The sequence below is a fragment of the Candidatus Streptomyces philanthi genome (assembly GCF_059553635.1).
In genome coordinates this window covers 1-23,338 of sequence record NZ_JCANQV010000071.1, presented here as the reverse complement: position 1 = coordinate 23,338, position 23,338 = coordinate 1, and the positions used below count along the sequence as shown (strand labels likewise).

Annotated in this window: 18 protein-coding genes and 1 pseudogene; 11 read left to right on the top strand and 8 right to left on the bottom strand. The window is 72.7% G+C overall.

Annotated features, from left to right (window positions below; translation table 11 throughout):
* The 6 genes and pseudogenes from AC51EU_RS11475 to AC51EU_RS11450 all read left to right on the top strand — a co-directional run.
* Positions 1–537, top strand: a pseudogene (locus AC51EU_RS11475) (MFS transporter); the annotation flags it as partial.
* Positions 534–1,529, top strand: coding sequence for a methyltransferase (locus AC51EU_RS11470; protein WP_496266721.1), 996 nt, complete (start codon positions 534–536; stop codon positions 1,527–1,529). The pseudogene AC51EU_RS11475 and the gene AC51EU_RS11470, both read left to right, overlap by 4 nt.
* Before the next feature lie 34 nt (positions 1,530–1,563).
* Positions 1,564–2,475 carry an endonuclease/exonuclease/phosphatase family protein gene (locus AC51EU_RS11465; RefSeq protein WP_496266720.1) on the top strand — a complete coding sequence of 304 codons (912 nt, stop codon included), beginning with the start codon at positions 1,564–1,566 and terminating at the stop codon, positions 2,473–2,475.
* 62 nt (positions 2,476–2,537) lie between these two features.
* A complete protein-coding gene (locus AC51EU_RS11460; RefSeq protein WP_496266719.1) occupies positions 2,538–3,131 on the top strand; it encodes a sugar O-acetyltransferase in 594 nt (197 codons plus the stop codon).
* A gap of 10 nt (positions 3,132–3,141) precedes the next feature.
* Complete coding sequence (locus AC51EU_RS11455; protein ID WP_496266718.1) at positions 3,142–3,843, top strand: HAD family hydrolase; 702 nt, start codon at positions 3,142–3,144, stop codon at positions 3,841–3,843.
* On the top strand, positions 3,840–5,483 hold the full coding sequence (locus AC51EU_RS11450; RefSeq protein WP_496266716.1) for a glycoside hydrolase family 13 protein: 1,644 nt from the start codon (positions 3,840–3,842) through the stop codon (positions 5,481–5,483). The genes AC51EU_RS11455 and AC51EU_RS11450 overlap by 4 nt, the downstream gene beginning before the upstream one ends.
* A gap of 19 nt (positions 5,484–5,502) precedes the next feature.
* On the opposite strand, the gene AC51EU_RS11445 is transcribed toward AC51EU_RS11450, so the two are convergent.
* Positions 5,503–6,132: a response regulator transcription factor gene (locus tag AC51EU_RS11445; protein ID WP_496266715.1), complete on the bottom strand. Its 630-nt coding sequence runs from the start codon at positions 6,130–6,132 to the stop codon at positions 5,503–5,505.
* A gap of 589 nt (positions 6,133–6,721) precedes the next feature.
* Here AC51EU_RS11445 and crcB (AC51EU_RS11440) point away from each other — a divergent pair.
* From crcB (AC51EU_RS11440) to AC51EU_RS11420, 5 genes are all read left to right on the top strand, one after another.
* Complete coding sequence (gene crcB, locus AC51EU_RS11440; protein WP_496266714.1) at positions 6,722–7,201, top strand: fluoride efflux transporter CrcB; 480 nt, start codon at positions 6,722–6,724, stop codon at positions 7,199–7,201.
* Positions 7,198–7,551 (top strand): DUF190 domain-containing protein, encoded by a 354-nt coding sequence (locus AC51EU_RS11435; protein WP_496266713.1) that lies wholly within the window; start codon positions 7,198–7,200, stop codon positions 7,549–7,551. The genes crcB (AC51EU_RS11440) and AC51EU_RS11435 overlap by 4 nt, the downstream gene beginning before the upstream one ends.
* Positions 7,548–7,925, top strand: coding sequence for a fluoride efflux transporter CrcB (gene crcB, locus AC51EU_RS11430; RefSeq protein ID WP_496266712.1), 378 nt, complete (start codon positions 7,548–7,550; stop codon positions 7,923–7,925). Before AC51EU_RS11435 ends, crcB (AC51EU_RS11430) begins: the two co-directional genes overlap by 4 nt.
* A 191-nt stretch (positions 7,926–8,116) precedes the next feature.
* Entirely contained in the window at positions 8,117–8,899 is a 783-nt protein-coding gene (locus AC51EU_RS11425) for a VOC family protein (RefSeq protein WP_496266710.1), read from the top strand.
* A gap of 154 nt (positions 8,900–9,053) precedes the next feature.
* The gene (locus tag AC51EU_RS11420) at positions 9,054–10,244 is read left to right on the top strand and encodes an acyl-CoA dehydrogenase family protein (protein WP_496266709.1); all 1,191 of its coding nucleotides are present in this window, start codon (positions 9,054–9,056) and stop codon (positions 10,242–10,244) included.
* Between the two features lie 123 nt (positions 10,245–10,367).
* On the opposite strand, the gene AC51EU_RS11415 is transcribed toward AC51EU_RS11420, so the two are convergent.
* The 7 genes from AC51EU_RS11415 to AC51EU_RS11385 form a co-directional block, all read right to left on the bottom strand.
* A complete protein-coding gene (locus AC51EU_RS11415) occupies positions 10,368–11,075 on the bottom strand; it encodes a thioesterase II family protein (RefSeq protein ID WP_496266708.1) in 708 nt (235 codons plus the stop codon).
* A 66-nt stretch (positions 11,076–11,141) separates the two neighbouring features.
* On the bottom strand, positions 11,142–12,899 hold the full coding sequence (locus AC51EU_RS11410; protein ID WP_496266707.1) for a non-ribosomal peptide synthetase: 1,758 nt from the start codon (positions 12,897–12,899) through the stop codon (positions 11,142–11,144).
* The gene (locus AC51EU_RS11405) at positions 12,892–14,070 is read right to left on the bottom strand and encodes an FAD-dependent monooxygenase (RefSeq protein WP_496266706.1); all 1,179 of its coding nucleotides are present in this window, start codon (positions 14,068–14,070) and stop codon (positions 12,892–12,894) included. Before AC51EU_RS11405 ends, AC51EU_RS11410 begins: the two co-directional genes overlap by 8 nt.
* On the bottom strand, positions 14,067–19,733 hold the full coding sequence (locus AC51EU_RS11400) for a non-ribosomal peptide synthetase (protein WP_496266705.1): 5,667 nt from the start codon (positions 19,731–19,733) through the stop codon (positions 14,067–14,069). The genes AC51EU_RS11405 and AC51EU_RS11400 overlap by 4 nt, the downstream gene beginning before the upstream one ends.
* Before the next feature lie 570 nt (positions 19,734–20,303).
* A complete protein-coding gene (locus AC51EU_RS11395; protein WP_496266704.1) occupies positions 20,304–21,134 on the bottom strand; it encodes a DUF4344 domain-containing metallopeptidase in 831 nt (276 codons plus the stop codon).
* 107 nt (positions 21,135–21,241) lie between these two features.
* Positions 21,242–22,570: an MFS transporter gene (locus AC51EU_RS11390; RefSeq protein WP_496266703.1), complete on the bottom strand. Its 1,329-nt coding sequence runs from the start codon at positions 22,568–22,570 to the stop codon at positions 21,242–21,244.
* 92 nt (positions 22,571–22,662) lie between these two features.
* Positions 22,663–23,338: 2-oxo acid dehydrogenase subunit E2 (locus AC51EU_RS11385; protein WP_496266702.1), on the bottom strand; the 676-nt coding region annotated here is incomplete at its 5' end.

The window sequence follows — 23,338 nt, the reverse complement described above, 5'->3', positions numbered from 1 at the left end:
GCCGGCGCGGAGACCGGCATCGGCGCGCTGGCCTCCACCCATCTGACCGCGGCCGGGCACTCCCCGGCCGACGCGGCCCGGCTCACCGCGCTGTTCTGGGCCGGACTCACCGTCGGCCGGATCGTGCTGCCGCACGCCGCCCGCGCGGTGGCACCGGCCCGGATGGTCCTGGCCGGCCTGCTCACCGCGACCGCCGCCCTCCTCGCCGCCGTCACCGCCGCCTGGGCCCCGGCCGGGTACGCCCTGTCCGGGCTCGCCCTGGCCGTGGTGTTCCCGACCGTCCTGGCCTGGGCGCACACCCGGCTGCCCGCGCCGGTGCGGGTCAACACCGTGCTGCTGGTCGCCAACCTGGTCGGCAGCGCCGCGGTGCCCTGCGTCCTGGGCCAGGTCACCGACCCGGCCCGCCCCTGGTCCGTCCCGCTGTCCCTGGCCGCCGTCACCGCCCTGTGCGCCTTGGCCATGGCGGCCGCCGTCCACCTGGGCCGCACCCGCGTCCCGTCCCCGCCGTCCCTTCCCGAACCGGAGGTGTCCGTATGACCTCGCCCCGTCCCGTCACCGATCTGATGTGGGCCCACTGGAAGACCAGGACCCTGCTCAGCGCCGTCGACCTGGGGGTCTTCACCGCGCTGGGCAAGGAGCCGCTGCCCCGCCCCGAACTGTGCGCACGGGTGGGCCTGCACCCCGCGCCCGCCGCCGACTTCCTCGACGCCCTCGTCGCCCTGGGCCTGCTCACCCGCGACGGCGACGTCTACGCCAACACCCCCGAGTCCGCCGCCTACCTGGACGCGGACAAGCCCGCCACCTACCTCGGCGACAGCTTCCTCGCCCAGTGCGCGGGCCTCGCCGACGAACTGACCGGCGTACTGCGCACCGGCAAGGCCCTCGGCGACGCCCGCGACGGCCGCGACTTCTACGCCAGCACCTACGCCGCGCCCGGCACGGTCCGCGCCTTCCAGCGCGACATGACCGCCCTGACCATGGGCGCCGCCCTGGCCATCGCGGAGAAGTTCCCCTGGCAGGACTACCGCTCGCTCGCCGACATCGGCTGCGCCGAGGGCGCCCTGCCCGGCCACGTCCTGCGCCACCACCCGCATCTGACCGCCGTCGGCTTCGACCTCCCGCCGGCCCGCGACGGCTTCGCCGAGTACACCCGGCGCCTGGGCGTCGCCGACCGGACCACCTTCGTCGAGGGCGACTTCTTCCGCGACGAACTGCCCTCCGCCGACGTCCTGGTCCTCGGCCACGTCCTGCACAACTGGGACGAGGAGCAGAAACTCCAGCTGCTGCGCAAGGCCCACCGCGCCCTGCCGGAGGGCGGCGCCGTCCTCGTCCACGAGACGCTCATCGACGACGCGCGCAGCGGTAACGCCGTCGGACTGATCCTCAGCCTCATCATGCACACCGAGGTGCCCGGCGGATTCGACTACACCGGCGCGGACTGCCGCCGGTGGATGCACGAGGCCGGGTTCCGCACGACCCGTGTGGAACACCTCGACGGACCCGAGTCCATGGTCGTCGGCATCAAGTGACCCCGCGTCACCACCGGCGGCGGGAAGGAGAACGATGAGCGACGCGACGGCGGCCGGGGGCGGCCCGCCCGACCACGGGCACCCCGGCGGCGCGGACGGCACCCCCGAGGACGGCGACCTCCTCATGTTCTGGAACCTCTTCGAAGGAGGCATCGACCGGCACTACGGCAGCGACGCCCGCTGGGACCTCCAGTGCGGCCTGGTCACCGCGCTGCGCCCCAGGGTGCTGATGACCACCGAGGGCTGGTGCTGGGACCGCGACGACGCGGCGTACTTCGAGGACGCCAAGGCGCGGTTCGGCATGGAGGGCATGCTGTTCCCCGCCAAGACCGGCTGCCACCAGGCCGTCTTCTGGCAGCCCGACATCACCCTCGTCGAGTCCGAGCGGGTGGCGCACGAACTCGCCCACTGGCACGGGCACGGCGGAGTCACCCTGCGGCTGCCCGGCTGGTCCACGCCCCTGCGGTTCCTGGTGGCGCACCTCGACCCGTTCAGCCCCACCGGCCGCAGGATCGAGTCCGACCGGCTGCGCGCCCACGCGGACCCGGACCACCCGGTGCCGCTGGTGCTCGCCATGGACGCCAACACGGTGCCGCCCGGCGACGCCGAGCCGGACTGGTCGACCGTGCCCCCGCACCGCAGGGACGACCACCGGATGCCCGGCGAGGAGAGCGCCGACCGGATGCCGCTGCGACGGCTGCTCGGCGACCCGGACGCGCCGCTCCTCGTCGACGCGGGCGCCCGCCTCGGCGACCGGACCCCCACCTTCGGGCACCACCCGCCCGGTGAGGCACCCCGCCGCATCGACCTGTTCCTGCTCTCCCCGGACCTGGCCGACGGCCTGGTCTCCTACCGGGCCGTGCACGACCCCGTGCTGCTGCCCGCCCCCGGCCGGCCCGCCGCCTCGGACCACCGGCCGGTCACCGTCCGGCTCCGGCGCCGCTGACCCCGCGACCGGGCACCGCCACCGTGCCCGGTCCCCGTCCCCCACGAAAGGCATGACGTCCCGTGAACCACACGGAACCGGCACCCGCGCCGGACGACCTCGACACGCTCAAGGCGCGCATGGCGGGCGGCGAGCTGTACCACGCCCCCGCCCCGGCGCTCGCCCCCCACCGGGCCCGCTGCATGGAACTCCTCGACGCCTTCAACGCCACCGCCCTCGGCGACTACGCCGAACGGGCGAGGATCATCCGGGAACTGGCCGGGCGGGTGGGGACCGGCGGCTGGGTGATGCCCCGCTTCCTGTGCGAATTCGGCTTCTTCCTCGAATTCGGCAGCCGGGTGCGGATCAACTTCGACGTGATGATGCTCGACTGCGCCCCGATACGCCTGGGCGACGACGTCTTCGTCGCCCCCCGGTGCCAGCTGTACACCGCGAACCACCCCTTCGACCCCGAACTGCGCGTCGCCATGTGGGAGCAGGCCCGGCCCATCACCCTGGAGGACCGGGTGTGGCTGGGCGGCGGCGTGACCGTCCTGCCCGGCGTGACCATCGGCGCGGACACCATCGTGGGCGCCGGCAGCGTCGTCGCCAAGGACCTGCCGGCGGGCGTCCTCGCGGTGGGCAACCCCGCCCGCGTCGTCCGCTCCCTCGACTGAACACCGCCCCATGACGAAAGGCCCGCCCGTGCCCCCCGCCCGCCCCGAAGCGGTGATCTTCGACCACGACGGCATACTCGCCGACACGGTCCGCCCCGACTTCCTCGCCTGCTCCGCCCTCTTCCGCGAGCACGGCGCCGAACTCCCCGCCGAGCTGTGGGCCCGTGAGATCTGCGGCCGCCCCGAAGGCTATCCCCGCCTGTTCGCCCTCCTCGGCCCCGACCGCGGTACGGACGCGCGGCTCCGGCAGCGGCTGGAGGAACTGTGGGCCCGTTACATGACCCCCGAACACGTCCGCATGCCGCCCGGCGTCCGCGAACTGCTGGAGCGGCTGCGCGACGGCGGGGCACGGACCGCGGTCGCCTCCGCGGCCGACGCGTCCTGGGTACACCGCTGGCTGCGGCACTTCGCGCTCGACGGCCTCTTCGACACCGTCGTCGGCGGCGACGAGGTCCCCCGGAGGAAGCCCGCCCCCGACGTCTACCTGGAGGCCGCCGCCCGGCTCGGCGCCGACCCCGCCCGCTGCGTCGCCTTCGAGGACTCCCTCACCGGCGTGACCGCCGCCAAGGGCGCCGGCCTCACCGTCTTCGCCGTACCGACCCCCCTCACCCGCTCGCTCGACTACGCCCCCGCCGACCGGGTGCTCACCGACCTCACCGAGGCCGATCCGGCCGCACTGCTGCCGGCCCCGCGCCAGGGGGACCGGCCGTGACCGGGCACGACTGGTGGCGCGACGCGGTGATCTACGAGGTCTACCCCCGCAGCTTCGCCGACGGCGACGGCGACGGGACCGGCGACCTCGCCGGGGTCCGGGCCCGGCTGCCGTACCTGGAGGACCTGGGCGTCGACGCCCTGTGGTTCACCCCCTGGTACCCGTCGCCGATGGCCGACGGCGGCTACGACGTGGCCGACCCGCGGGGCGTCGACCCCGTCCTCGGCACCCTTCAGGAGGCGGAACGCCTCATCGCCGAGGCCCGCGCCCGCGGCATCCGCACCGTCGTCGACATCGTCCCCAACCATGTCTCGCGCGCCCACCCCTGGTTCCGGGCCGCGCTCGCCGCGCCGCCCGGCAGCCCCGAACGCGCCCTCTTCCACTTCCGCCCCGGCCGCGGCGAGGACGGCGCGGAGCCGCCCAACAACTGGCGTTCCGAGTTCGGCGGCGGGGCCTGGACCCGCACCACCGGCCCCGACGGCACACCGGGGGAGTGGTACCTGCACCTGTTCACCCCCGACCAGCCGGACCTCAACTGGGCCCACCCCCGCGTCCGCGAGGAGTACGCGTCGGTGCTGCGCTTCTGGTTCGACCGCGGGGTCGCGGGCGTCCGCGTGGACACGGCCATCGCCCTCGCCAAGGACCCCGCCCTGCCCGACCTGCGCGAGGACGCCGACCCCCACCCCTACCTCGACCGCGACGAGGTGCACGCCATCCACCGGTCCTGGCGCGAGATCGCCGACTCCTACGCCGAACCCCGCGTCCTCATCGGCGAGATCTGGCTGGACGACACCGAGCGCTTCGCCCGCTACCTGCGGCCCGGCGAACTCCACACCGCCTTCAACTTCGCCTTCCTGACCACCCCCTGGGAGGCGGACCGGCTGCGCGCGAGCATCGACACCACACTCGCCGCCCACGCCGGCGTCGGCGCGCCCGCCACCTGGGTGCTGTGCAACCACGACGTGACCCGCACGGTCACCCGCTACGGACGGGCCGACACCTCCTTCGACTTCGGCAGCAAGAGCCACGGCGTCCCCACCGACCACGCCCTGGGCACCCGCCGGGCACGGGCCGCCGCCCTGCTCACCCTCGCCCTGCCCGGCTCCGTCTACCTCTACCAGGGCGAGGAACTGGGCCTGCCCGAGGTCGAGGACCTGCCGCCCGAGCGGCTGCGGGACCCGATGCACTTCCGGTCCGGGGGCTCCAACCCGGGCCGCGACGGCTGCCGCATCCCGCTGCCGTGGTCCGGCACCGCGCCCCCCTTCGGCTTCAGCGCGCCCGCCGGGGGGCCGGCCCCGGACACCTGGCTTCCGCAGCCCCCGGACTGGGCCGCCCTCACCGTCGCCGCCCAGGACGGTACGCCCGGCTCCCACCTGGAGCTCTACCGCGCCGCACTGCGGCTGCGCCGCCGCGAACCCGCGCTGCGGCACGCGCCGCTGGAATGGCTGCCCGGCCCCCCGGACACCCTGGCCTTCCGCCGCGGCGGCCTCGTCTGCGTGGTCAACCTCTCCTCCCGGCCGGCCGCCCTGCCCGCCGGGCACACGGTGCTGCTGGCGAGCCGCCCCGGGGCGGGCGACGGGCCGCTCGCACCCGACGACGCGGTCTGGCTGCGCGCCCCGGGCACGGACGGCACCGGGTGAGCGGACCGGGCGGCGCGGCTCAGATGTGCCCCTCCCGCAGGGCATAGGCGACCGCGTGCGCCCGGTTGCGCAGCTGCATCCGCGTCATCATCGCGTGCAGCACGTTCTTCACCGTCCGCTGCGAGTACGCCAGCTTCTCCGCGATCTCCCGGGTGTCCATCCCGTCCGCGACCAGCCGCAGCACATCGATCTCGCGCGGCGCCAGGCCGGGGGGCGGCGGCTGCGCCGCGTCCCCGCCGAGCGCGCACCGGTACATCCGGCCGGTCTGGGCGAGCAGCCGGCACAGCAGGTCGGACGGGAGCGAGCTCTCGCCGCGTGCCGCCGTGTGCACCGCCTCCAGCAGCCGCTCGGGCGTGGCGTGCTGACGCCACACCACCACCCGGACGCCGCACTCGACGGCGGCCATCATCTCCTGCTCGCGCAGCCGCTCGGTGACGAGGACGACGTGCTGTCCGCTGCCCCGGGCCAGCCGCCGGAGCACGATCTCCACACCGTCGTGCAGCCCGCCGGTCAGCAGCAGTGCCACACTGCCCTGGCCGGCGGCGCCCTCCCCGAGGAGTTCGACGGAGGGATCGCAGCGCAGGCTGCTGAGTACTCCGGCCTCCGTCAGCGGATCGGTGGTGTGCACGGAGACAGTGATGCGTTTCACGTCGCGGAACTCCCGATCAGAGGATTCACGGTCATCGGTTCCTTTCCAGGTCTTCACGGATTACGGGGACACCGGAATGGCGTGACGATTCCGGCCCGATATCGTCGAAGAGGTTTTCCGGGGAACGGGACGGAACGGTTCTGTATACGGTTGTGGCACGTCGGAGCGGCCTACGGCGGCGTCGTTGCCGAGGGCGACGCAATTGTCACCGGACGCCGGACAGTTGATCAAGAGCGGGTAAAGCCGTGTGTCCGGAACGATTCGCCGGTGTCCCGAATTCGCCGCCCCGGAACGCCGCAGAAGAACTCCCGGGCACGAAGCGGAACGGATCGCGGACCGAATACGTCTTCCTCCGGATGCGGGCCTCCGGGAAACCGGCGCCGAAATCCCCGCCGCCCCGCGGCACGATTTCCACCGCCGTGCGCACAGGGGCGCCGCGGGACGGGCGCGGTATCCTGGACCACTGCGGTGCCCCGGCGCCGCGCGGCGGTGGGGCCCGCCGTTCCCGAACCGCGGCGAGCGCCGCCAACGGTCCCTACTTGTCACGCAACCGCGCCCGCGCACGGCGCTCGGCGAGTAGGAGAAGTACGTGGAGAAGGCCCCCGTGCCGTGGGCGGACACCCCCGCGGCCCCCGGACACGTCCCGTCCCCCCGGCGGAGGACGGCCCGGCACGCACAGGCACCCGTCCTCGCCGCCGTCGCCCTCGGCGGAGTGGCCGGCGCGACCGCCCGCTATGCCGCGTCACTCGCATGGCCCACCGCCGACGGCGCGTTCCCGTGGACCACCTTCCTCGTCAATGTCACCGGCTGCGCCGTCATCGGCGTCTTCATGGTCGTGATCACCGACGTGTGGGCGGCCCACCGGCTCGTCCGCCCCTTCTTCGGCACCGGCGTCCTCGGTGGCTTCACCACCTTCTCCACGTACGCGCTCGACATCCAGCGCCTGGTGGCCGAGGGCCGCGCCCGTACCGCGCTGGCCTACCTGGTCCTCACCGTGATCGCGGCCCTGGCGGCCGTCACCCTCACCTCGGCCCTCACCCGCCGCGCCGTCGCGAGGAGGCAGCGATGAGACGGACCCGTCCCGCACTGCGCGCCACCATCCTCGTCGGCGAGCACGACACCTGGCACCACAAGCCCGTCTTCGCCGAGATCGTCCACCGCGCCCGCGCCGCCGGGCTCGCCGGCGCCTCCGTCTTCCACGGCATCGAGGGCTTCGGCTCCTCCACCGTCGTCCACACCTCCCGGCTGCTCTCGCTCAGCGAGGACCTGCCGGTCGCCGTGGTCCTCGTCGACGACGAGGAACGCCTCCGCGCCTTCCTGCCGCAGCTCGACGAGATCCTCGCCGACGGCCTGCTCGTCCTCGACCCCTGCGAAACCCTCCGCTACGGCCCCTCCGGCACCCGGGAAGGTGAGGCATGAACTGGCTGCTGGTCGTCCTCGGCGCGGCCGTCGGCGCCCCCCTGCGCTATCTCACCGACCGCGCCGTCCAGACCCGGCACGACACGGTGTTCCCCTGGGGCACCTTCGTCGTCAACGTCACCGGCTGCCTGCTGCTGGGCCTGGTCACCGGCCTGGTGACCGGCGGCGGCGCCCCCGAGTCCGTACGGCTGCTGCTGGGCACCGGCCTGTGCGGGGCGCTGTCGACGTACTCGACGTTCTCGTACGAGACGCTGCGCCTGGCCGAGGACGGCGCCCGCCTGTTCGCGGCGCTGAACGTCGCGGTGAGCCTGGTCGCGGGCCTTGGCGCGGTGTTCACGGGCACGGCGCTCGCCCAGGTGCTCACCGCGGGCTGACCCGCCGCACCCGGGCCGGCTCCGTCACCCGCGCGCCGCAGTCCCGCGCCGCGTCCCCGGGCCGGTGCCGGGCGGCCTCCCGCCGCGCTCCGCGTCCGTCCGGGCGCGCGGGGAAAAGATGCCGTTCCCCGTTCCTGCCGTAGGGTCGAAGGGCGATCTGGATGCCCCTGGGCGCGAGGAGGCGAGGAGCGATGACGGCCGCTGGTCGGACCGCGCCGGTACGCGGCGCGCCCTGCTGGGTGTACCTCATGGCCCGGGACCTGCGGGCCGCCCAGGAGTTCTACGCCCGCGTCCTGGGCTGGACCTACCGCTCCGGCGCCTTCGGGGAGGGCTTCACCGTCGCGCTCACCGACGGGGAACCGGTCGCCGGCCTCGGTGTGCTCGCCCCGGCGCGGCAGGTCCCCGTGCGGTGGACCCCGTACTTCGCCGTCGGCAGCGCGGACGAGACGGTCGGACGGATCAGGGAGCGCGGCGCCACGGTCGCCGTGGGGCCGCTGGTCCTCGGGGACGGCCGTGCCGCCCTCGCCGCCGACCCGGACGGCGCGGTCTTCGGGTGCTGGGACGGCAAGGCGGCCGCCTGGTCGGTCGGGCGGGACGGCGCCCCCGCCTGGCTGGAACTGCGCACCCGTGACGCGTTCGCCGCCGCCCTCTTCTACGGCGCCGTCCTCGACTGGGCCGACGCGGAGGCCGGGGGCTGCACGGTGACCTACGAACACGACCAGGTCTTCGTGCGCGACGGGGACCACACCGTCGCCACACTGCGCGGTGGCGCCGTCGAGACCGCGCCCGACCCCCGCGTCCGCCCGCAGTGGCACGTCCACTTCCGGGTCGCGGACCTGGAACGCGTCATGGCGGACGCGGTGGCCGCCGGCGGCACCGCCACGGCACTGGCCCCGGAGCCCGGCGACGCGGGCCCCCAGGCCGTGATCCGCGACCCGGACGGCGGACTGTTCACGGTGACCGCCACGGGGTGACGCCGCCGGGCCGCGCACCGCCCCGCACCCTTCCCAATTCCTGTAACGCGTTCTACTGTGCCCCCGGTCCGGCAATATCCGACGCCCCGTCAGAAACGCGGAACGTCGGCCGTGTTGCCGGACCGGAGCCGGGACCGGATGAACTGGAGGGGCCGTGCACCTCGACCACACCCCCGCACAGCGGCGGCTGCGCGCCGAACTGCGGACGTACTTCGCCGGACTCGTACCGGACAACGCCTACGCCCGGTACACCGACCCCGCCGACCGGAAGCGGTTCTACCGCGACACCATCCGCCGCCTCGGCACCGACGGCTGGCTCGGCGTCGGCTGGCCGGCCGAGTACGGCGGACGGGGCATGACCCCGATGGAACAGTTCATCTTCTTCGACGAGGCCGCCCAGGCGGGCGTCCCGCTGCCGCTGATGGCACTGAACACCGTCGGCCCGACGCTGATGCGCTACGGCACCGACGAGCAGAAGGCGTACTTCCTGCCCCGCATCCTCTCCGGCGAGATCGACTTCGCCATCGGCTACAGCGAACCGGGCGCCGGCACCGACCTCGCCTCCCTCACCACCCGCGCCGTCCGCGAGGGCGACGAGGACACCGGCCACTACGTCGTCGACGGCCACAAGATCTGGACCACCAACGGGGACACCGCCGACTGGGTCTGGCTCGCCGTACGCACCGACCCCGAGGCCCCGCCGCACAAGGGCATCACCCTGCTCCTCGTCCCGACCTCCGACCCCGGCTACTCCTGCACCCTCATCCACACCCTCGCCTCCCACGACACCACCTCCAGCCACTACGACGGCATCACCGTCCCGGCGAGCCGCCGCGTCGGCCGGGAGAACCAGGGCTGGCGCATCATCACCAACCAGCTCAACCACGAACGCGTCACCCTCGCCGCCCACGGCACCACGGCCGTCCGCGCCCTGCACGACGTCCGGGACTGGGCCGCCGCCACCCCCCTCTCCGGGGGCCGCCGCGTCCTCGACCTCGGCTGGGTGCGACAGCGCCTCGCCCGCACCCACACCGCCCTGGACGCGATGAAGCTGCTCAACTGGCAGATGGTCGACGCCCTCCAACAGGGCACCCTCACCCCGCAGGACGCCTCCGCCGTCAAGGTCTACGGTTCCGAGGCCCGCCGCGACGCCTACGCCTGGCTGATGGAGGTGGTCGCCGCCGCCGGCCCCCTCAAGGAGGGCTCCGCGGGCGCCGTCCTCCACGGCGAGCTGGAACGCGGCTACCGCTCCGCCGTCATCTTCACCTTCGGCGGCGGCAACAACGAGATCCAACGCGAGATCATCACCTGGATCGGCCTCGGCATGCCCCGCGTACGGCGGTGACGCGGTGGTGCCGCGGGAAGCCCGGCAGCCGGGCCGGAGCAGGCGCGCCGGCGCCTGGCCTTCGGGCGGCGCGGGATGCCGTGGAATCGGCACCCCGCGCCGCCCGGCTGCTGGGGGCGCCGCTCAGCCGGCGGGAGGGGCGAAGAGCGCGTCGAGCGCGTCGAGCAGCGGCTTCGGGTCCTGGGCGAAGTACATGTGGTCGCCGGGCAGTTCGATCAGTTCGGTGGGCAGCGAGGCGGCCTTCGCCCAGAGCTCCGCGTCCTGCCGGGACACCAACCGGTCGTCGGCGCCGCGCACCACGGTGACGGGCACCGGCAGCGGGTCGGTGGAACTGGGGGAGTACCGGTCGTTGATGCCCAGGTCCGCCCGTAGGGACGGCAGCAGGAGCCCGCGCAACTCGGTGTCGTGGAGGGCGGGGTGGTCGTACCCCACGACCTCGCGGACCCGTGCCACGAACTCGTCGTCGGGCAGTGAGCCGCTTCCGGTGACCGGTCGGGGAAGCCAGGGCGCGGCGGCGCCGCTCACGATCAGGCGTTCGGGCAGCCGTGGCCCTTCGGCGGCCAGACGCTGTGCCGTCTCGTAGGCGACGAGTGCGCCGAAGCTGTGTCCGAAGAGGGCGAACGGTGTGTCCTCGGGCATCTTCCGTATCCGGTCGACGCACACGTCGACGACCTCGGCCATGCTGGTGCAGGGTTCGACGGCGAACAGTTCCTCCCTGCCGGGCAGCGGGACCGGCGCCACTTCCACCTGCCGGAGGGAGTGGCGCTTCCACCGGCGGAAGAGGCTGGCGCCGGCTCCGGCGTAGGGGATGCACAGGAGTGCGACAGGCATGGGGGCTTACCTTTCCGTGGTGGGCGAGCGGGCCGCCGGCGGTGCGGCGGCCCGTTACCGGCGTGTTCAGGTCCCGTCGGCGAGTGAACGGACGAGATGGGTCATCTCCCGCAAGGTGGTGGTGAGGTACAGGTCACGCAGCTGTACGTCGCCCAGCCCCGCTTCCCGGATCTCGGTGGCGAGGAGCGCGAAAAGCAGCGAGTTGCCGCCCAGCTCGAAGAAGTTGTCGTCCGGGCCGGCGGGTTCGTCCAGCAGCCGCTGCCACATGCCGGCCAGTCGCGCGGTCACCGGATCGGCTTCCTGCGCGTCCGCCGGGGTGCCGGCCCCACGGGCGCGGGGCGCCGGAAGGCGACTGGTGTCGATCTTGCCGTTGGGGGTGAGCGGGAAGGCGTCGAGCGCGGTGACCGTGGCGGGCACCAGGTACGCGGGGAGCCGCTGGGCCAGCAGGTCGCGCAGGGTGCTCACCCGGTCGGGCCGGGCCGTCACCACGTAGGCGTCCACACAGGCGTGCGCCGGGTCGGGGGTGGCCCGCACCACCGCGGCGGCGGCCTGGACGTGCGGCTGCTCCAGCAGCACGCCGCGGATCTCGCCGAGCTCGATCCGGTGGCCGCGGATCTTGACCTGGTCGTCGAGCCGGCCGAGGTGCTCCAGTTCACCGTTGTCCAGCAGACGCCCGCGGTCACCACTGCGGTACAGCAGTCCGCCACCGCCGGTGATCCGGTCGGGGACGAACCGCTCCGCGGTCAGCTCGGGCCGGTTGAGGTAGCCGTCGGCGACCCCGGCGCCGCCGACGTGGATCTCGCCGGGTACTCCGGGGGCCGTCTGCCGCCCCCGCTCGTCGAGGACGTGCAGGGTCCAGCCGGGCAGCGCGTGCCCGACCGAGCGGGTGCCCCGCCGGGCGTCCCGCGGGGTGAGGGTGCGGCGGGTGCAGTGCACGGTGGTCTCGGTGATTCCGTACATGTTCTCCACCCGTGTGTGCGGGTAGCGCGCGAACCAGGGAACCAGGACGCGGGTGTCGAGCGGTTCCCCGCCGAAGACCAGCAGTCTCACCCGGAGCCCGCCGTCGTCGAACCCCGCTGTGCGCAGCAGCGGCGTGAAGGCCGACGGCGTCTGGTTCAGTACGGTCACCCGCTCCGCCGCCAGCAGGGCGTGGAACGCCCGCGGGTCGCGTGCGGTCCAGTGCGGCACGACCACCAGCCGTCCGCCGGTGAGCAGACAGCCCCAGATCTCCCACACCGAGAAGTCGAACGCGAAGGAGTGGAACAGGGTCCACACGTCGTCCTGGCCGAAGGCGAACTCCGCGGCCGTGGCGGCCAGCAGCGCCGCCACATTGCGGTGCGGGACCAGGACTCCCTTGGGCCGTCCGGTGGAGCCCGACGTGTGGATGACGTACGCCACCGTGCCGGGCCCCGGCAGCGGCAGCGGGCCGGCCTGCCGGGTGGCGACGGCGGTCACGGGGACCGGCTTCAGGCCGGGGACGTGGGTGCCGGTGACCGCCACGTCCAGCCCGGTGTCCTCCGCGACGAGCGCCAGCCGCCGCGGCGGGTGGTCGGGATCGAGCGGTACATAGGCGGCGCCCGCCTTGAGGACGGCGAGCAGGGCGACGACCAGATCGATGCCGCGGGGCAGGCACACGCCGACCCGGCCGCCCGGCCGCACTCCGTGTTCGCGGAGCGCGGCGGCCAGGCTCGTGGAACGGGTGTCCAGCTCGGCGTAGCTGATGGTCTCGTCGCCGCAGGTCACCGCGGGACGGTCAGGAGCGCGGCGTACCTGCCGAGCGAACAGCCCGGGGATCGTGGCGGAGGCGTCCGGCTGCTCAGGCATGGTCCACCGCCGGGAGCGGCGGGAAGGAGAGCACGGCGGTGTCCTCGGCCACCAGCCTGCGGTGCGGGGCACAGCGGAGCCGGAGGTCCCGGAGGGTGCGGCGCAACGGGTTCTCCAGGTGCTGGGCGTCGCTGGCCGCCCGCGAGGCCGCCACCAGGTGCCGGGTCCGCTCGCGGCGCGCGTCCTCGTACCGGCGCAGGCCCTGGACGGGGTCACCGGCCGCTTCGAGGCACGTGGCGAGTACGACGGCGTCCTCCATCGCCACGGCGGCGCCCTGGCCGAGGCTGGTCAGCATCGGGTGCGCGGCGTCGCCGAGCAGTGTGACGGGCCCGCGGCCCCAGCGCTCCAGGAACGGCCGGTCCTGCGCGGGAACGGCGAGGATGTCCTCCTCCGGCGTGGCCCGGACGACTTCCCGCACCTCATCGGCCCAGCCGGTGTAGGCCCGCAGGATCTCCTCCTTGCCGCCGCGCCAGCGGTGCGATTCCTCGGCGGGCATGTTCTTGGTGCCCCACCAGTAGGCCCGGCCGTGACCGATGTCGATCAGTCCGAACCGTTGGCCGCTGCCCCAGTAGTGGCCGACGTAGCCACCGGTGAACCGGCTGTGCGCGAAGGGGACGATGCCCAACCAGCAGACGTAACCGCCGTCACGGGCGTCGTCGAGCCCGGCCAACTGGCCCCGGACCACGGAGTGGAAGCCGTCCGCGCCGATCAGCACGTCACCGCGCGCCACGCGCCCGTCCTCGAAGACGACCTCGGCGCCGGTGCCGGACTGCCGGAACCCGGTGGCTCTGGCCCCCAGTTCGATCCGGCAGCCGTCCGCCTGGGCGAGCAGCGCCTGCTGAAGGTCGGGGCGGCTGACGCAGAAGCTCGGCGCGCCCAGGTCGCGGCAGACGCCGGGGAAGGGCCTGGTCCTGAGCAGCCGGCCGCGGCCGGTCCTGATCTGGAACAGTTCGATCTGCCGGCCGTACTTCTCCAGGTGCAGGTCGATGCCGAGGGTCGCCAGCGCGTTGACCGCGTTGGTCATCACCGAGAGCGCGGAGCCCATGGCCCGCAGTTCGGCGGCCCGTTCGTACACCTCGACCTCGATACCGACCCGGCGCAGGGCGATGGCGGCGGTCAGGCCGCCGATGCCCGCCCCGACGACGATCGCTTTGAGCGGTCCTCGGCTCACCGGGCACCTCCGGCGGCCTCGTCGACCCTCCGCATGATCTCCGCGGCCAGCACGGGGACGTACGGCTCCTCCATGATCAGCAGATGGTCGCCGGGCACCTCGACCACGGTGAGTTCACCGGTGGTGCGCTTGCCCCAGCCGTTGTCGGCTTCCCGGTGCAGGGTGCCCGCGGTGGTGTGCATGTCCAGCAGGACCCGCGGCAGCGGCTGCGTGGCACGCATCAGGGTGAAGTCGAGGTCGAACGTCTCCTCGCTGTAGTCCAGGGCGGCACGCCAGTTCGCCGCGTACACCCCGAACAGGCGGCGCACGATCGCCGCGGAGCTGCCCGGAGGCAGGACGCCCAGCTCCACACCGCGTTCCGCGATGAACTCGAACTTCTCCGCCAGGGTGTCCAGGCCCTGCGGGAGGATCGCCGCGGGCGACTCACCGCCCAGCTCCAGGAACAGCAGCTCCCAGAAGAACCAGGTCAGCAAGGCGTTGTCGTCGATGCTGGTGAGCTTGCCGGGCTCCAGCGCGACCGTGTCCAGCAGGAAGACGTTCGCGGTCCGTTCCCCCTCCCGCTGGAGCTGCCGTGCCATCTCCAGTGCCACGAAACCACCGAAGGACCAGCCGCCCAGCGTGTAGGGGCCCTCCGGCTGCACCTCCCGGATGGCGGCGAGGTAGCTGCCGGCCAGTTCCCGCACCGACCGCAGCGGCTCGCTGCCCAGTTCGGTACCGGGCGCCTGAAGGCCGTAGAACGGCTGGTCGTCCGGGAGATGCCGGTTCAGCTGGGTGAAGCACAGCACATTGCCGCCCGCCGGGTGCACGAAGAACAGCGGGGGCCGGGTGCCTTCGGTACGGAAGGGCACGAGCGGATCGAACGTGGACCGCGCTCCGCCGGAGCGCAGGAGCCCGGCCAGGCCGGCGACCGTGGGGGTGGTGACGAACCGTGACATGGGGATGTCCGTCCCGTACCGCTGCTTGATCAGCACGATCAGGCGCATCGCGGTCAGGGAGGTGCCGCCCAGGTCGAAGAAGTCACTGTGCACCCCGACCCGGGGCACCTGGAGCAGTTCGGCCAGGATCTCCGCCAGTGTCCGCTCGTATGCGTCGCGCGGCGCGGTGCCCTCGTCGGGAGTGCCGGTCCGCAGGGCGATGCGGCGCAGCGCCGCGTCGTCCCGTTTGCCGCTGGGGGTGAGCGGGAGGGCCGGCAGCCACTGGAGGTGCGAGGGCACCATGTGCTCGGGCAGGGTCCCGCGCAGTGCGGCGCGGATCTGCTCCACGTCGGCCGGGGCGGTCCCTTCGGTCTCGCCGACCAGGAAGGCGGCGAGGAAGGCATCCGTCCCCTCCCGCCGGCGGGCCACCACCGCGACCTCGCTGATGCCCGGGAAACGCTCCGGGTCGCCGGTGATCGTCAGCTCGACCTCGGCGGGTTCGACGCGGAATCCCCGCACCTTGACCTGCGAGTCCGCCCGGCCCAGGCAGACGATGTCGCCGCCCGGCAGTACCCGGCCGAGGTCACCGGTGCGGTACAGGTGGCCCGTGCCGGTGAACGGGTGCGGCGGGAAACGGTCGGCGGTCGGTCGCGGTGCGCCGAGGTAGCCGTCGGCCAGGCAGGCGCCGTCCAGATAGATCTCGCCCCGGCTTCCCGTCGGTACCGGCCGCAGCCGCTCGTCCAGTACGTGCACCGCGCAGCCCGCGATCGGCGAGCCGATGGGGGGAAGGGCGGGGAACCCGCTTGCCGGGCCGGTCATGGTGAAGCTGGTGACCACATGGGACTCGGTGGGGCCGTACTGGTTCTCCAGGAGTACGCCGGGCAGCGCCGCGCACAGCCGGCGGATCTCCTGGGTCACCCGCAGCTGCTCGCCCGAGGAGACGATGACCCGCAGATGCTCCGGCACCAGGTCGAGGGCGTGCGAGACCTCGGCGAGCTGCTGGAGCGCGACGTAGGGCAGGAAGACCCGTTCCACCCGTGCGGTGCCGAGGAGTTCGAGCAGGGCCCGGGTGTCCTTGCGCTGGGTCTCGGAGATCAGCCGGAGTGTGCCGCCGGAGGTCAGGGTGGAGAAGATCTCCTGGAACGAGACGTCGAAACTCAGGGGCGCGAACTGGAGCGTGGTCCCGCCGGGGGCCGCGCTGGGCGCGCTGTTCTGCCAGGCGATCAGGTTCGCCAGTGAGCGGTGCGGCATCTGTACGCCCTTGGGTTCTCCGGTGGAGCCGGAGGTGAACAGCACATAGGCGGTGTCCTGGGGGGAGACCGCCGCCGCGGGCCGTTCCGGGGCGTCGGGGTGGTCCCGGCAGGTGACGGTGCCGAGCGGCAGCACACTGTCCGGGGCGTCGGCGAGGTGGGCATGCGCGGGGTCGCTGATGACGCGGACGGGCCGGGCCTGTTCCAGCATCAGGCGCAGCCGCTGCGCCGGGTAGCCCGTGTCCAGCGGCACACTGGCCGCGCCGGCCCCCGCGATGCCCAGGACCACCGCTATCAGCTCCGGTGATCTGTCCACGGCGATCGCCACCCGGTCACCGGTGCCGACTCCCGCGGCACGCAGGTGTCCGGTGACGCGGTCGGCGGCCCGTCGCAGCTCACGGTAGGTCCACCGGCCGCCGTCGAAGGCCACCGCGATCGCGTCCGGGGTGCGTGCGGCCTGCTCGGCGAAGAGGGTGACCACGTCCGGGAGTGCCGTGGCCCGCGGCGTCGCGGCCGGTGCCGGCGCGAGGAACCCGAAGTCGACGCGCTCCCGCGGATTCTCGGTCAGCCGCTCCAGTATCCGCAGATAGGTGCCGACGAACAGCTCGGCATGGTCGGCGGTGAAGACGGTCCCGTCGAAGTCGGCGCGGAGCCGGATGCCGCCGTCGACCGGGTCGACGTACGCATTGACAAGGATCTTGAAGTTGGTCTCCTCCCAGGTGCGGAAGTCCCGCAGCTGTACCTGGGGCAGCCGGAACACGGAGGCCAGCTGAGGGAAGTGGACGTAGTTGAAGGCGGACTCCAGGACGAAGTCCCCGCCGTCGTCGTCCTGGATGGCGCTCAGCGGGTAGCGCCGGTGCGGGTGGCTCTCCTGCTCCTGCGCGAACAGCGTGCGCACCGCCTCCAGCCAGGTCAGTCCCGAGGTGTTCACCCGGACCGGCATGCTGTTGAGGAACAGGCCGAGGGTCCTCTCCGCCCCGGGAAGCTCGGGCCGCCCGTGCGTGACCAGACCGGTGACGAAGTCCTCCGCGGAGAAGTGCGTTCCCAGCGCGAGGCAGTGGGCGGCGAACAGCACGGATTTGACGGGCAGTTCGTGCTCGTCGGCGAAGCGGCGTGCCGATTCCCGCAAGGACGCGGGCAACTCGGCGTGGTGCACGATCTGTTCCGCCGGACCAGGGGGACGCGAGAGACGGAACCCCTCCAATTGCGGCGGTGCCGCGTCGCTCAGGGCCTTCTGCCAGTACTCCCGGCTCTCCGCCGAGTCCAGGGCGAGCGTCTCCTCGCGGACGTGGTGGGCCGGCGAGGGCAGGCCGCTGTCGGGGACCGCGGCGATGTCCGCGCCGAGACCGTGCGCGTAGTCCTGGAACAGCTCGGCGATCAGGTTCGCCACACTGCCGCCGTCGAGGATCGCGTGGTGGAAGCTGAGCACCAGTTCCAGGGTGCCCTCGCGGACATGGAGCCGGAAAAGGTAGAGGGGCGCCTGCTCGAACTCGTACCGGAAGAAGCGCCGTTCCTCGATGTGCTCTCGGATCGCGGCGTCGGCCTCGGTCCGCGTCAGGTTCCGCAGATCCACGATGTCCAGCCCGCCCCGCACCTCATGGTGCACGAGCTGGAGCGGCTGTGAGTAAGAGGCCAGGTCGAAGGAGGAGCGCAGTACCGGGTGACGCCTCACGAGCTTGGTGAAGGCCGTCCGGAACTCGTTCTCGTGCCAGTCCGCGGCGATCGAGTACCGGAAAACGTCGTGGTACACCGCCGAGTTCTCGTGTCTGCGGCTGTGGTACAGCAGCCCGAGCTGCACCCGGGTCAGCGGGAAGGCGTCCTCGAACGCGGTGAGCCGCCCCCGGTCCACGGCGGGGACCAGCTCCAGGGGCGCCACGGCGGAGGTCTTGGGCTCGTTCCCGGAGTGCCGGACGGCGCGGGTGGCCAGCTCCGCGACCGTGGGGCTCTTGATGAGGTCGGTGGCGGAGAAGTGGATGCCGTGCCGCTCTCCCGCGGCACGCACCTTCAGCATCGTGATCGAGTCGCCGCCGAGCACGAAGTAGTTGTCGTGGACGCCGACCGTGGGCACGTCCAGCACCTCGGCCCAGATCGCGGCGAGCTCGGCCTCCAGTTCCGTACGGGGAGTGCCGTCACCGGACTCCGGTAGGGCTCCTTCGCCGCCCGGCCGGCCGCCGGTCGGCCGCGCGCTGACACCCGGCAGGCTCCGTATGCCGAGCGGTGCGGCAAGCTCGCCGACGGGGCGGTCGGGCTGGTCGGTTCCCTGCCGGATCAGCGTGCGTACCGCCCGGACGACCTCGGTGATGGGGAGGTCGTCACCGAAGACGTCGGTGGCGTACACGAGGTCGACGCGCATCTCGCTGGTGTCACCGTGGGCATGGACGACGATCGCGAGGACATTGCCGTCGAGCAGTTCCAGCTCCATGGTGGTGTCCACCGAGAGGCCGGGTACGCCCGGCGGGGACGGGAAGTGCAGATAGCTGATCGTCACGTCGAAGAGGGGGCCGGAGCCCGCCGCGGTCCGGTCGCGCAGTACGTCCGCGAGCGGAACGCGCTGATGTTCCTGGAGTTCGCGGACACGGCCCCGCACCTGCTCGGCCAGTTCCGCCGTCGACCGGTTGCCGTCGGCCGTGACGCGCAGCGGCAGTACATTGGTGAACAGGCCGAGTGCCTGCCGCTGCCCGGCCGAGTGCCGGTTCAGCAGGGGGGTGCCCAGAATGGCCTCGTCGGCCCGGTGCATCTTCGCCAGGCAGGTACCGAAGGCCGCCGCGATGACGGAGAACGGTGAATTCCCGCCCGCCAGAATCCTGTCGACGACGTCGCCTTCGACGGTGAAGGAGGTGCGGCGGCCGAGCGGTGCGGGGGAGTCCTTCCGGGCGAAGAGCCGGGGTTCGGCACCGGACAGGGCGGAGTCGAGGAGCCGGCGGTCCTGCGCGTAAGAATCGGAAGCGCGATAGCGGGTGTCCTCGCCGATGAACTCCACGAAGGACGGCACGGCACGGTCCGCGGCCTTCCCGTCCCGCTGGATTTCCGCGTAGCGGGCCCGGACCTGCTTCCTGAACTCGTTCAGTGACCAGCCGTCCGAGATCAGGTGGTGCACGGTGAGCCGGAAGTGCGCCTCGGTGTCACGCGTGCACAGCAGCACCGCGTCGTACAGGCGCTCCCCCAGGACCGGTAGCCGCACCATCCGGCGCTCCTCCGCCTCGACGGCACGGGCGGCCTCCGCGTCGGTCCCGTCCCGGAGGTCCCGCACCGTCAGCCGCGGTTCCCCCGGCTCCAGCCACTGGCAGGGCTCGCCGTCGGCGCTTCCGAAACGGATCCGGAACGCGTCGTTGTGCGCCAGGACGTATGTGATCGCGGTCCCTAAAGCCTCCAGGTCGATATCCCCGGAGAACTTCTCGCGGAGCGATATCGAGAACTGCGGTGACTCCGGTGAAAGGGAATCCGAGAACCAGATGTCCCGTTGGTAGGCAGTGAGCGGGTACAGCCGATGGTTGCTCATGTGGCTCTTCCTGGACTAGGTCGAAAATGTACGTGCCTTGTCGTGGCGCGCACCGCGTCCCGGCGTCGTTCATGAAGATTCCGTCATGCGTCTGTCACGCGGCAGGAAAGAATTCCGGACGGAAGGTGAAAGGCGGCTTCAGTGCACGGTGGCCGCTTCCGGAAGCGCGCCGAAGCGGTCGGCGTTTTCCGGCGTGACGCGACAACGGACCGGCTGCCGCCACAGCAGGGACAATCGGCCTGTGAACCGTGGTGTGAGCGTGGGGAAGCCGTCCATGGGCAAGGACACTAACAAGGAGAAAGTGAAAGGATGACGCTTTGTCGGCACTACTAGTGGAAGCACTAGGGGTTATGTGCCTGTGCGGCAAAAGATCTTGATGGATTCACGGAGCCGGAGGAGGGATTTTACAGGGTGGGGTCCGTCCCGATGGCGGACAACGGTTTTGTTGAAGCGGGTCGCCCGGATTGCCGGAGCCTGTTGAAGCGGTGTTCGACGTGCTTGTGGAACTCGCGGTGGAAGGCCGGTGGCCCGCCGCAAGCACGTGTCGGCCGGGCCCTTGCCGCCGGACGGTCACCAGCGGGCGGTGAGGTGGCCGGTGAGGAGGCGCTGCCAGCCGTCGTGTGCCTGCCGCCACTCCTCGGGGCAGATCTCGGCGCGGTCGGGGGAGAGCGGGGCGTCGTCGCCGACGAGGTCCTGGTGGCGGTCGGGGTGGGCGCCGTGGACGTAGCAGGCGTAGTTCGCGGCGCGTTGGGCGTCCAGGCCGTGCTCGTCGCGCAGGTCGTCGGCGTCGACGTCGGTCTCGTCGGCGGACAGGGAGTAGTCCAGGGAGGCGGCAAGGGCCTTGGTGTCGCCGGACGGGCCCTGGCGCAGGAACATCAGCGCGGAGAACTGGTCGGCCACGTCCTCCTCCCGGCCGGTGAACCGCAGGCCGAGGCGGTCGATCAGGGCGTGGGCGCCCTCGTGGTAGGCGGTGTCCTCCAGTACGGCGGCGACATGGGCGTCGCCCGCCCGCGCGCCTCCGGCGCTGTCCCGGTCGTCGTCGCGGGCGTTCTCGAAGCGTTCGCGTATCTCGCCGACGTGCTCCGCGCAGAAGTCGACGTCGCCGGACTCCGGGTCGTAGGCGGGTTCGGGGGCGCCGCAGGCCCGGACGACGAACACGACGCGGTGCGGCACCGCGACCGTGTCGTTGAGCCGGGCGGCGGCCGTTTCGAGGACGCGGTGCGCTTTCAGGAACGTGGTGGCCTCGCCGTGGGCGCGGTACTGGACGGTGAAGCCACCGGTACCGCGCTGGCCGTGACCGCGTGGCGCCGCATCCTGCCCGGCCGCGCCGCACCCCGTCAGCGCGGCCGCCAGGACCAGCGTCACCAGCGCGTTTCTGGCGCTCCCTGTCCGGCGGTCCATGAGTACTCCCTTCCGCCCCCCCACATCTGTCCGGGAAGGGAAGACGCGGAGGGGGAGCGGGAGGTTCTCCGGCCCGGTCAGGTGCGTCCGGGCACCGTCCGTTGGGCTCAGGACTTGGGGGAGAACCGCAGCCGGGTCGCCGCCAGGGCCCCGAGGGCCAGCAGGACGATGGACACCCACAGGCCGGACAGGTGGTTGCCGGTGGCGTCCTCGGCGTAGCCCATGATGTACGGGCCGACGAAACCGCCGGTGATGCCCACGGTGTTGAGCAGCGCCAGGCCGCCCGCGAGGGTCTTGCCCGCCAGCCGCGTGGCGGGGAAGTTGAACAGCAGCGGCTGGACGACGAAGAACGCCAGACCGGTGAAGCAGAACCCGAGCAGCGCGATCACGGGGCCGGCGACGGCGGCGACGATGAGGCCGGTGAACATCATCAGCAGTCCGGCCACCACGAAGTTGCGGGAACGGCCGGGCGTCGTCGCGCGGGGCGGCACCACCACGGCGCCGACGGCGGCGGTGATCCAGGGCAGCCCGGTCAGCAGGCCGATGGTGAACGGCGACAGATGTCCCCAGCCGCCGATGATGCCGGGCAGGAAGTAGACGACGGAGTACAGGGCGACCTGGTGCGTCCAGTTGGCGAAGATGGCGAGCAGCATCTGCTTGTCGCGCAGCACCCTCAGCAGGCTGCCGGAGGTGTTGCCCGCCGCCGCGGCGCCCTCGGCCTGCTCTCGGGCGACCGCGTCCTGCACCAGACGGGCCTCCTCGACCGTCAGCCACGGAGCCTTGGCCGGGCCGTCGGGCAGGAACCGCAGCACGGCGAAGGCAAGGAAGAGGCAGGGGACGCCCTCGATGACGAACATCCACTGCCAGCCGTGCCAGCCGCCGATCCCGTCCATCTCCATGAGCAGCCCGCCCAGCGGGTTGCCGACGACGCTGGCGATCGAGGCGCCGAGCAGCAGCAGCCCGATGGCCCTGCCGCGGGTCTCGGTGCGGAACCAGTAGGTGAAGTAGAGCAGGATGCCCGGCAGCAGTCCGGCCTCGGCGGCGCCGAGCAGCAGCCGCATCGCGTAGAAGGACTTCTCGCCCTGGACGAACGCCATACAGGCGGAGATCGCGCCCCAGGTCAGCATGATCCGGGTGATCCACCAGCGGGCACCCACCCGGTGCATGATCAGGTTGCTGGGGACCTCGGAGACCGCGTAGGTGAGGAAGAACAGTCCCGCGCCCAGGCCGTAGGCGGCGGCGGAGAGGCCGAGGTCGGCCTCCAGGCGCTCCTTGGCCAGACCGATGTTGGTCCGGTCGAGGAACGACATGATGTAGGCGGCCAGCAGCAGGGGCATCAGGCGCCGCAGATTGCGGCGGTCCAGTTCGCCGAGCGCGTCGCGCGGGGTGGCGTGCGAGGTGTCCGCTGGGGTGCGGGAACCACGGGTCAAAGACATCGGTGTCCTCAAGAGGGCTCGGGCAGCCGTGGACGCGGGCTGCGGCAGGAGGGGAAGGCGGCCGGGGTGCGGGGCCCCGGCCGCCGGGCGGGTCAGACGACGAGCCGGAGCGGGTTCTCCACGGCCTCGGTGAAGGCCGCGAGCCAGCGGGCCGCGACGGCGCCGTCCACCGGGCGGTGGTCCACGGACAGGACCACGCGGAGCACGGTGGCCGCGGTGACCGCGCCGTCGCGGACCACCGCCTCCTCCCGTGCGGCACCGACGGCCAGGATGGCCGCCTGGGGCGGGTTGATGATGGCGGCGAACTCCTCGACGCCGTACATGCCGAGGTTGGAGACGGTGATCGCACCGCCTTCGAGGTCCGCGGGCCGCAGCGCGCCGGAGCGCGCCTGCTCCGCGTACGCGCGCACACGGGTGGCGATCGCGGAGACCGACAGGTTCTCGACGCCGCGCAGGACCGGGGTGACCAGGCCGGTGTCGGTGGCGACGGCGACCGAGACATCGACGGAGGTGAAGCGGCGGACGGCGTCCGGGCGCCACACCGCGTTCATCTCCGGTACCCGGGTGTGGGCCGTGGCGACGGCCTTGATCAGCAGGTCGTTGACGGACACCTTCACCGGGGAGACGGCGTTGACGCGCCCCCGCAGGGCGAGCAGTTCGCCCACGTCGCAGGCGGCCCGCAGATAGAAGTGCGGGGTGTGCTGCTTGCTCTCGGCCAGACGGGTGGCGATGGCGCGGCGCATCCGGGTGTGCGGGACGTCCTCGAAG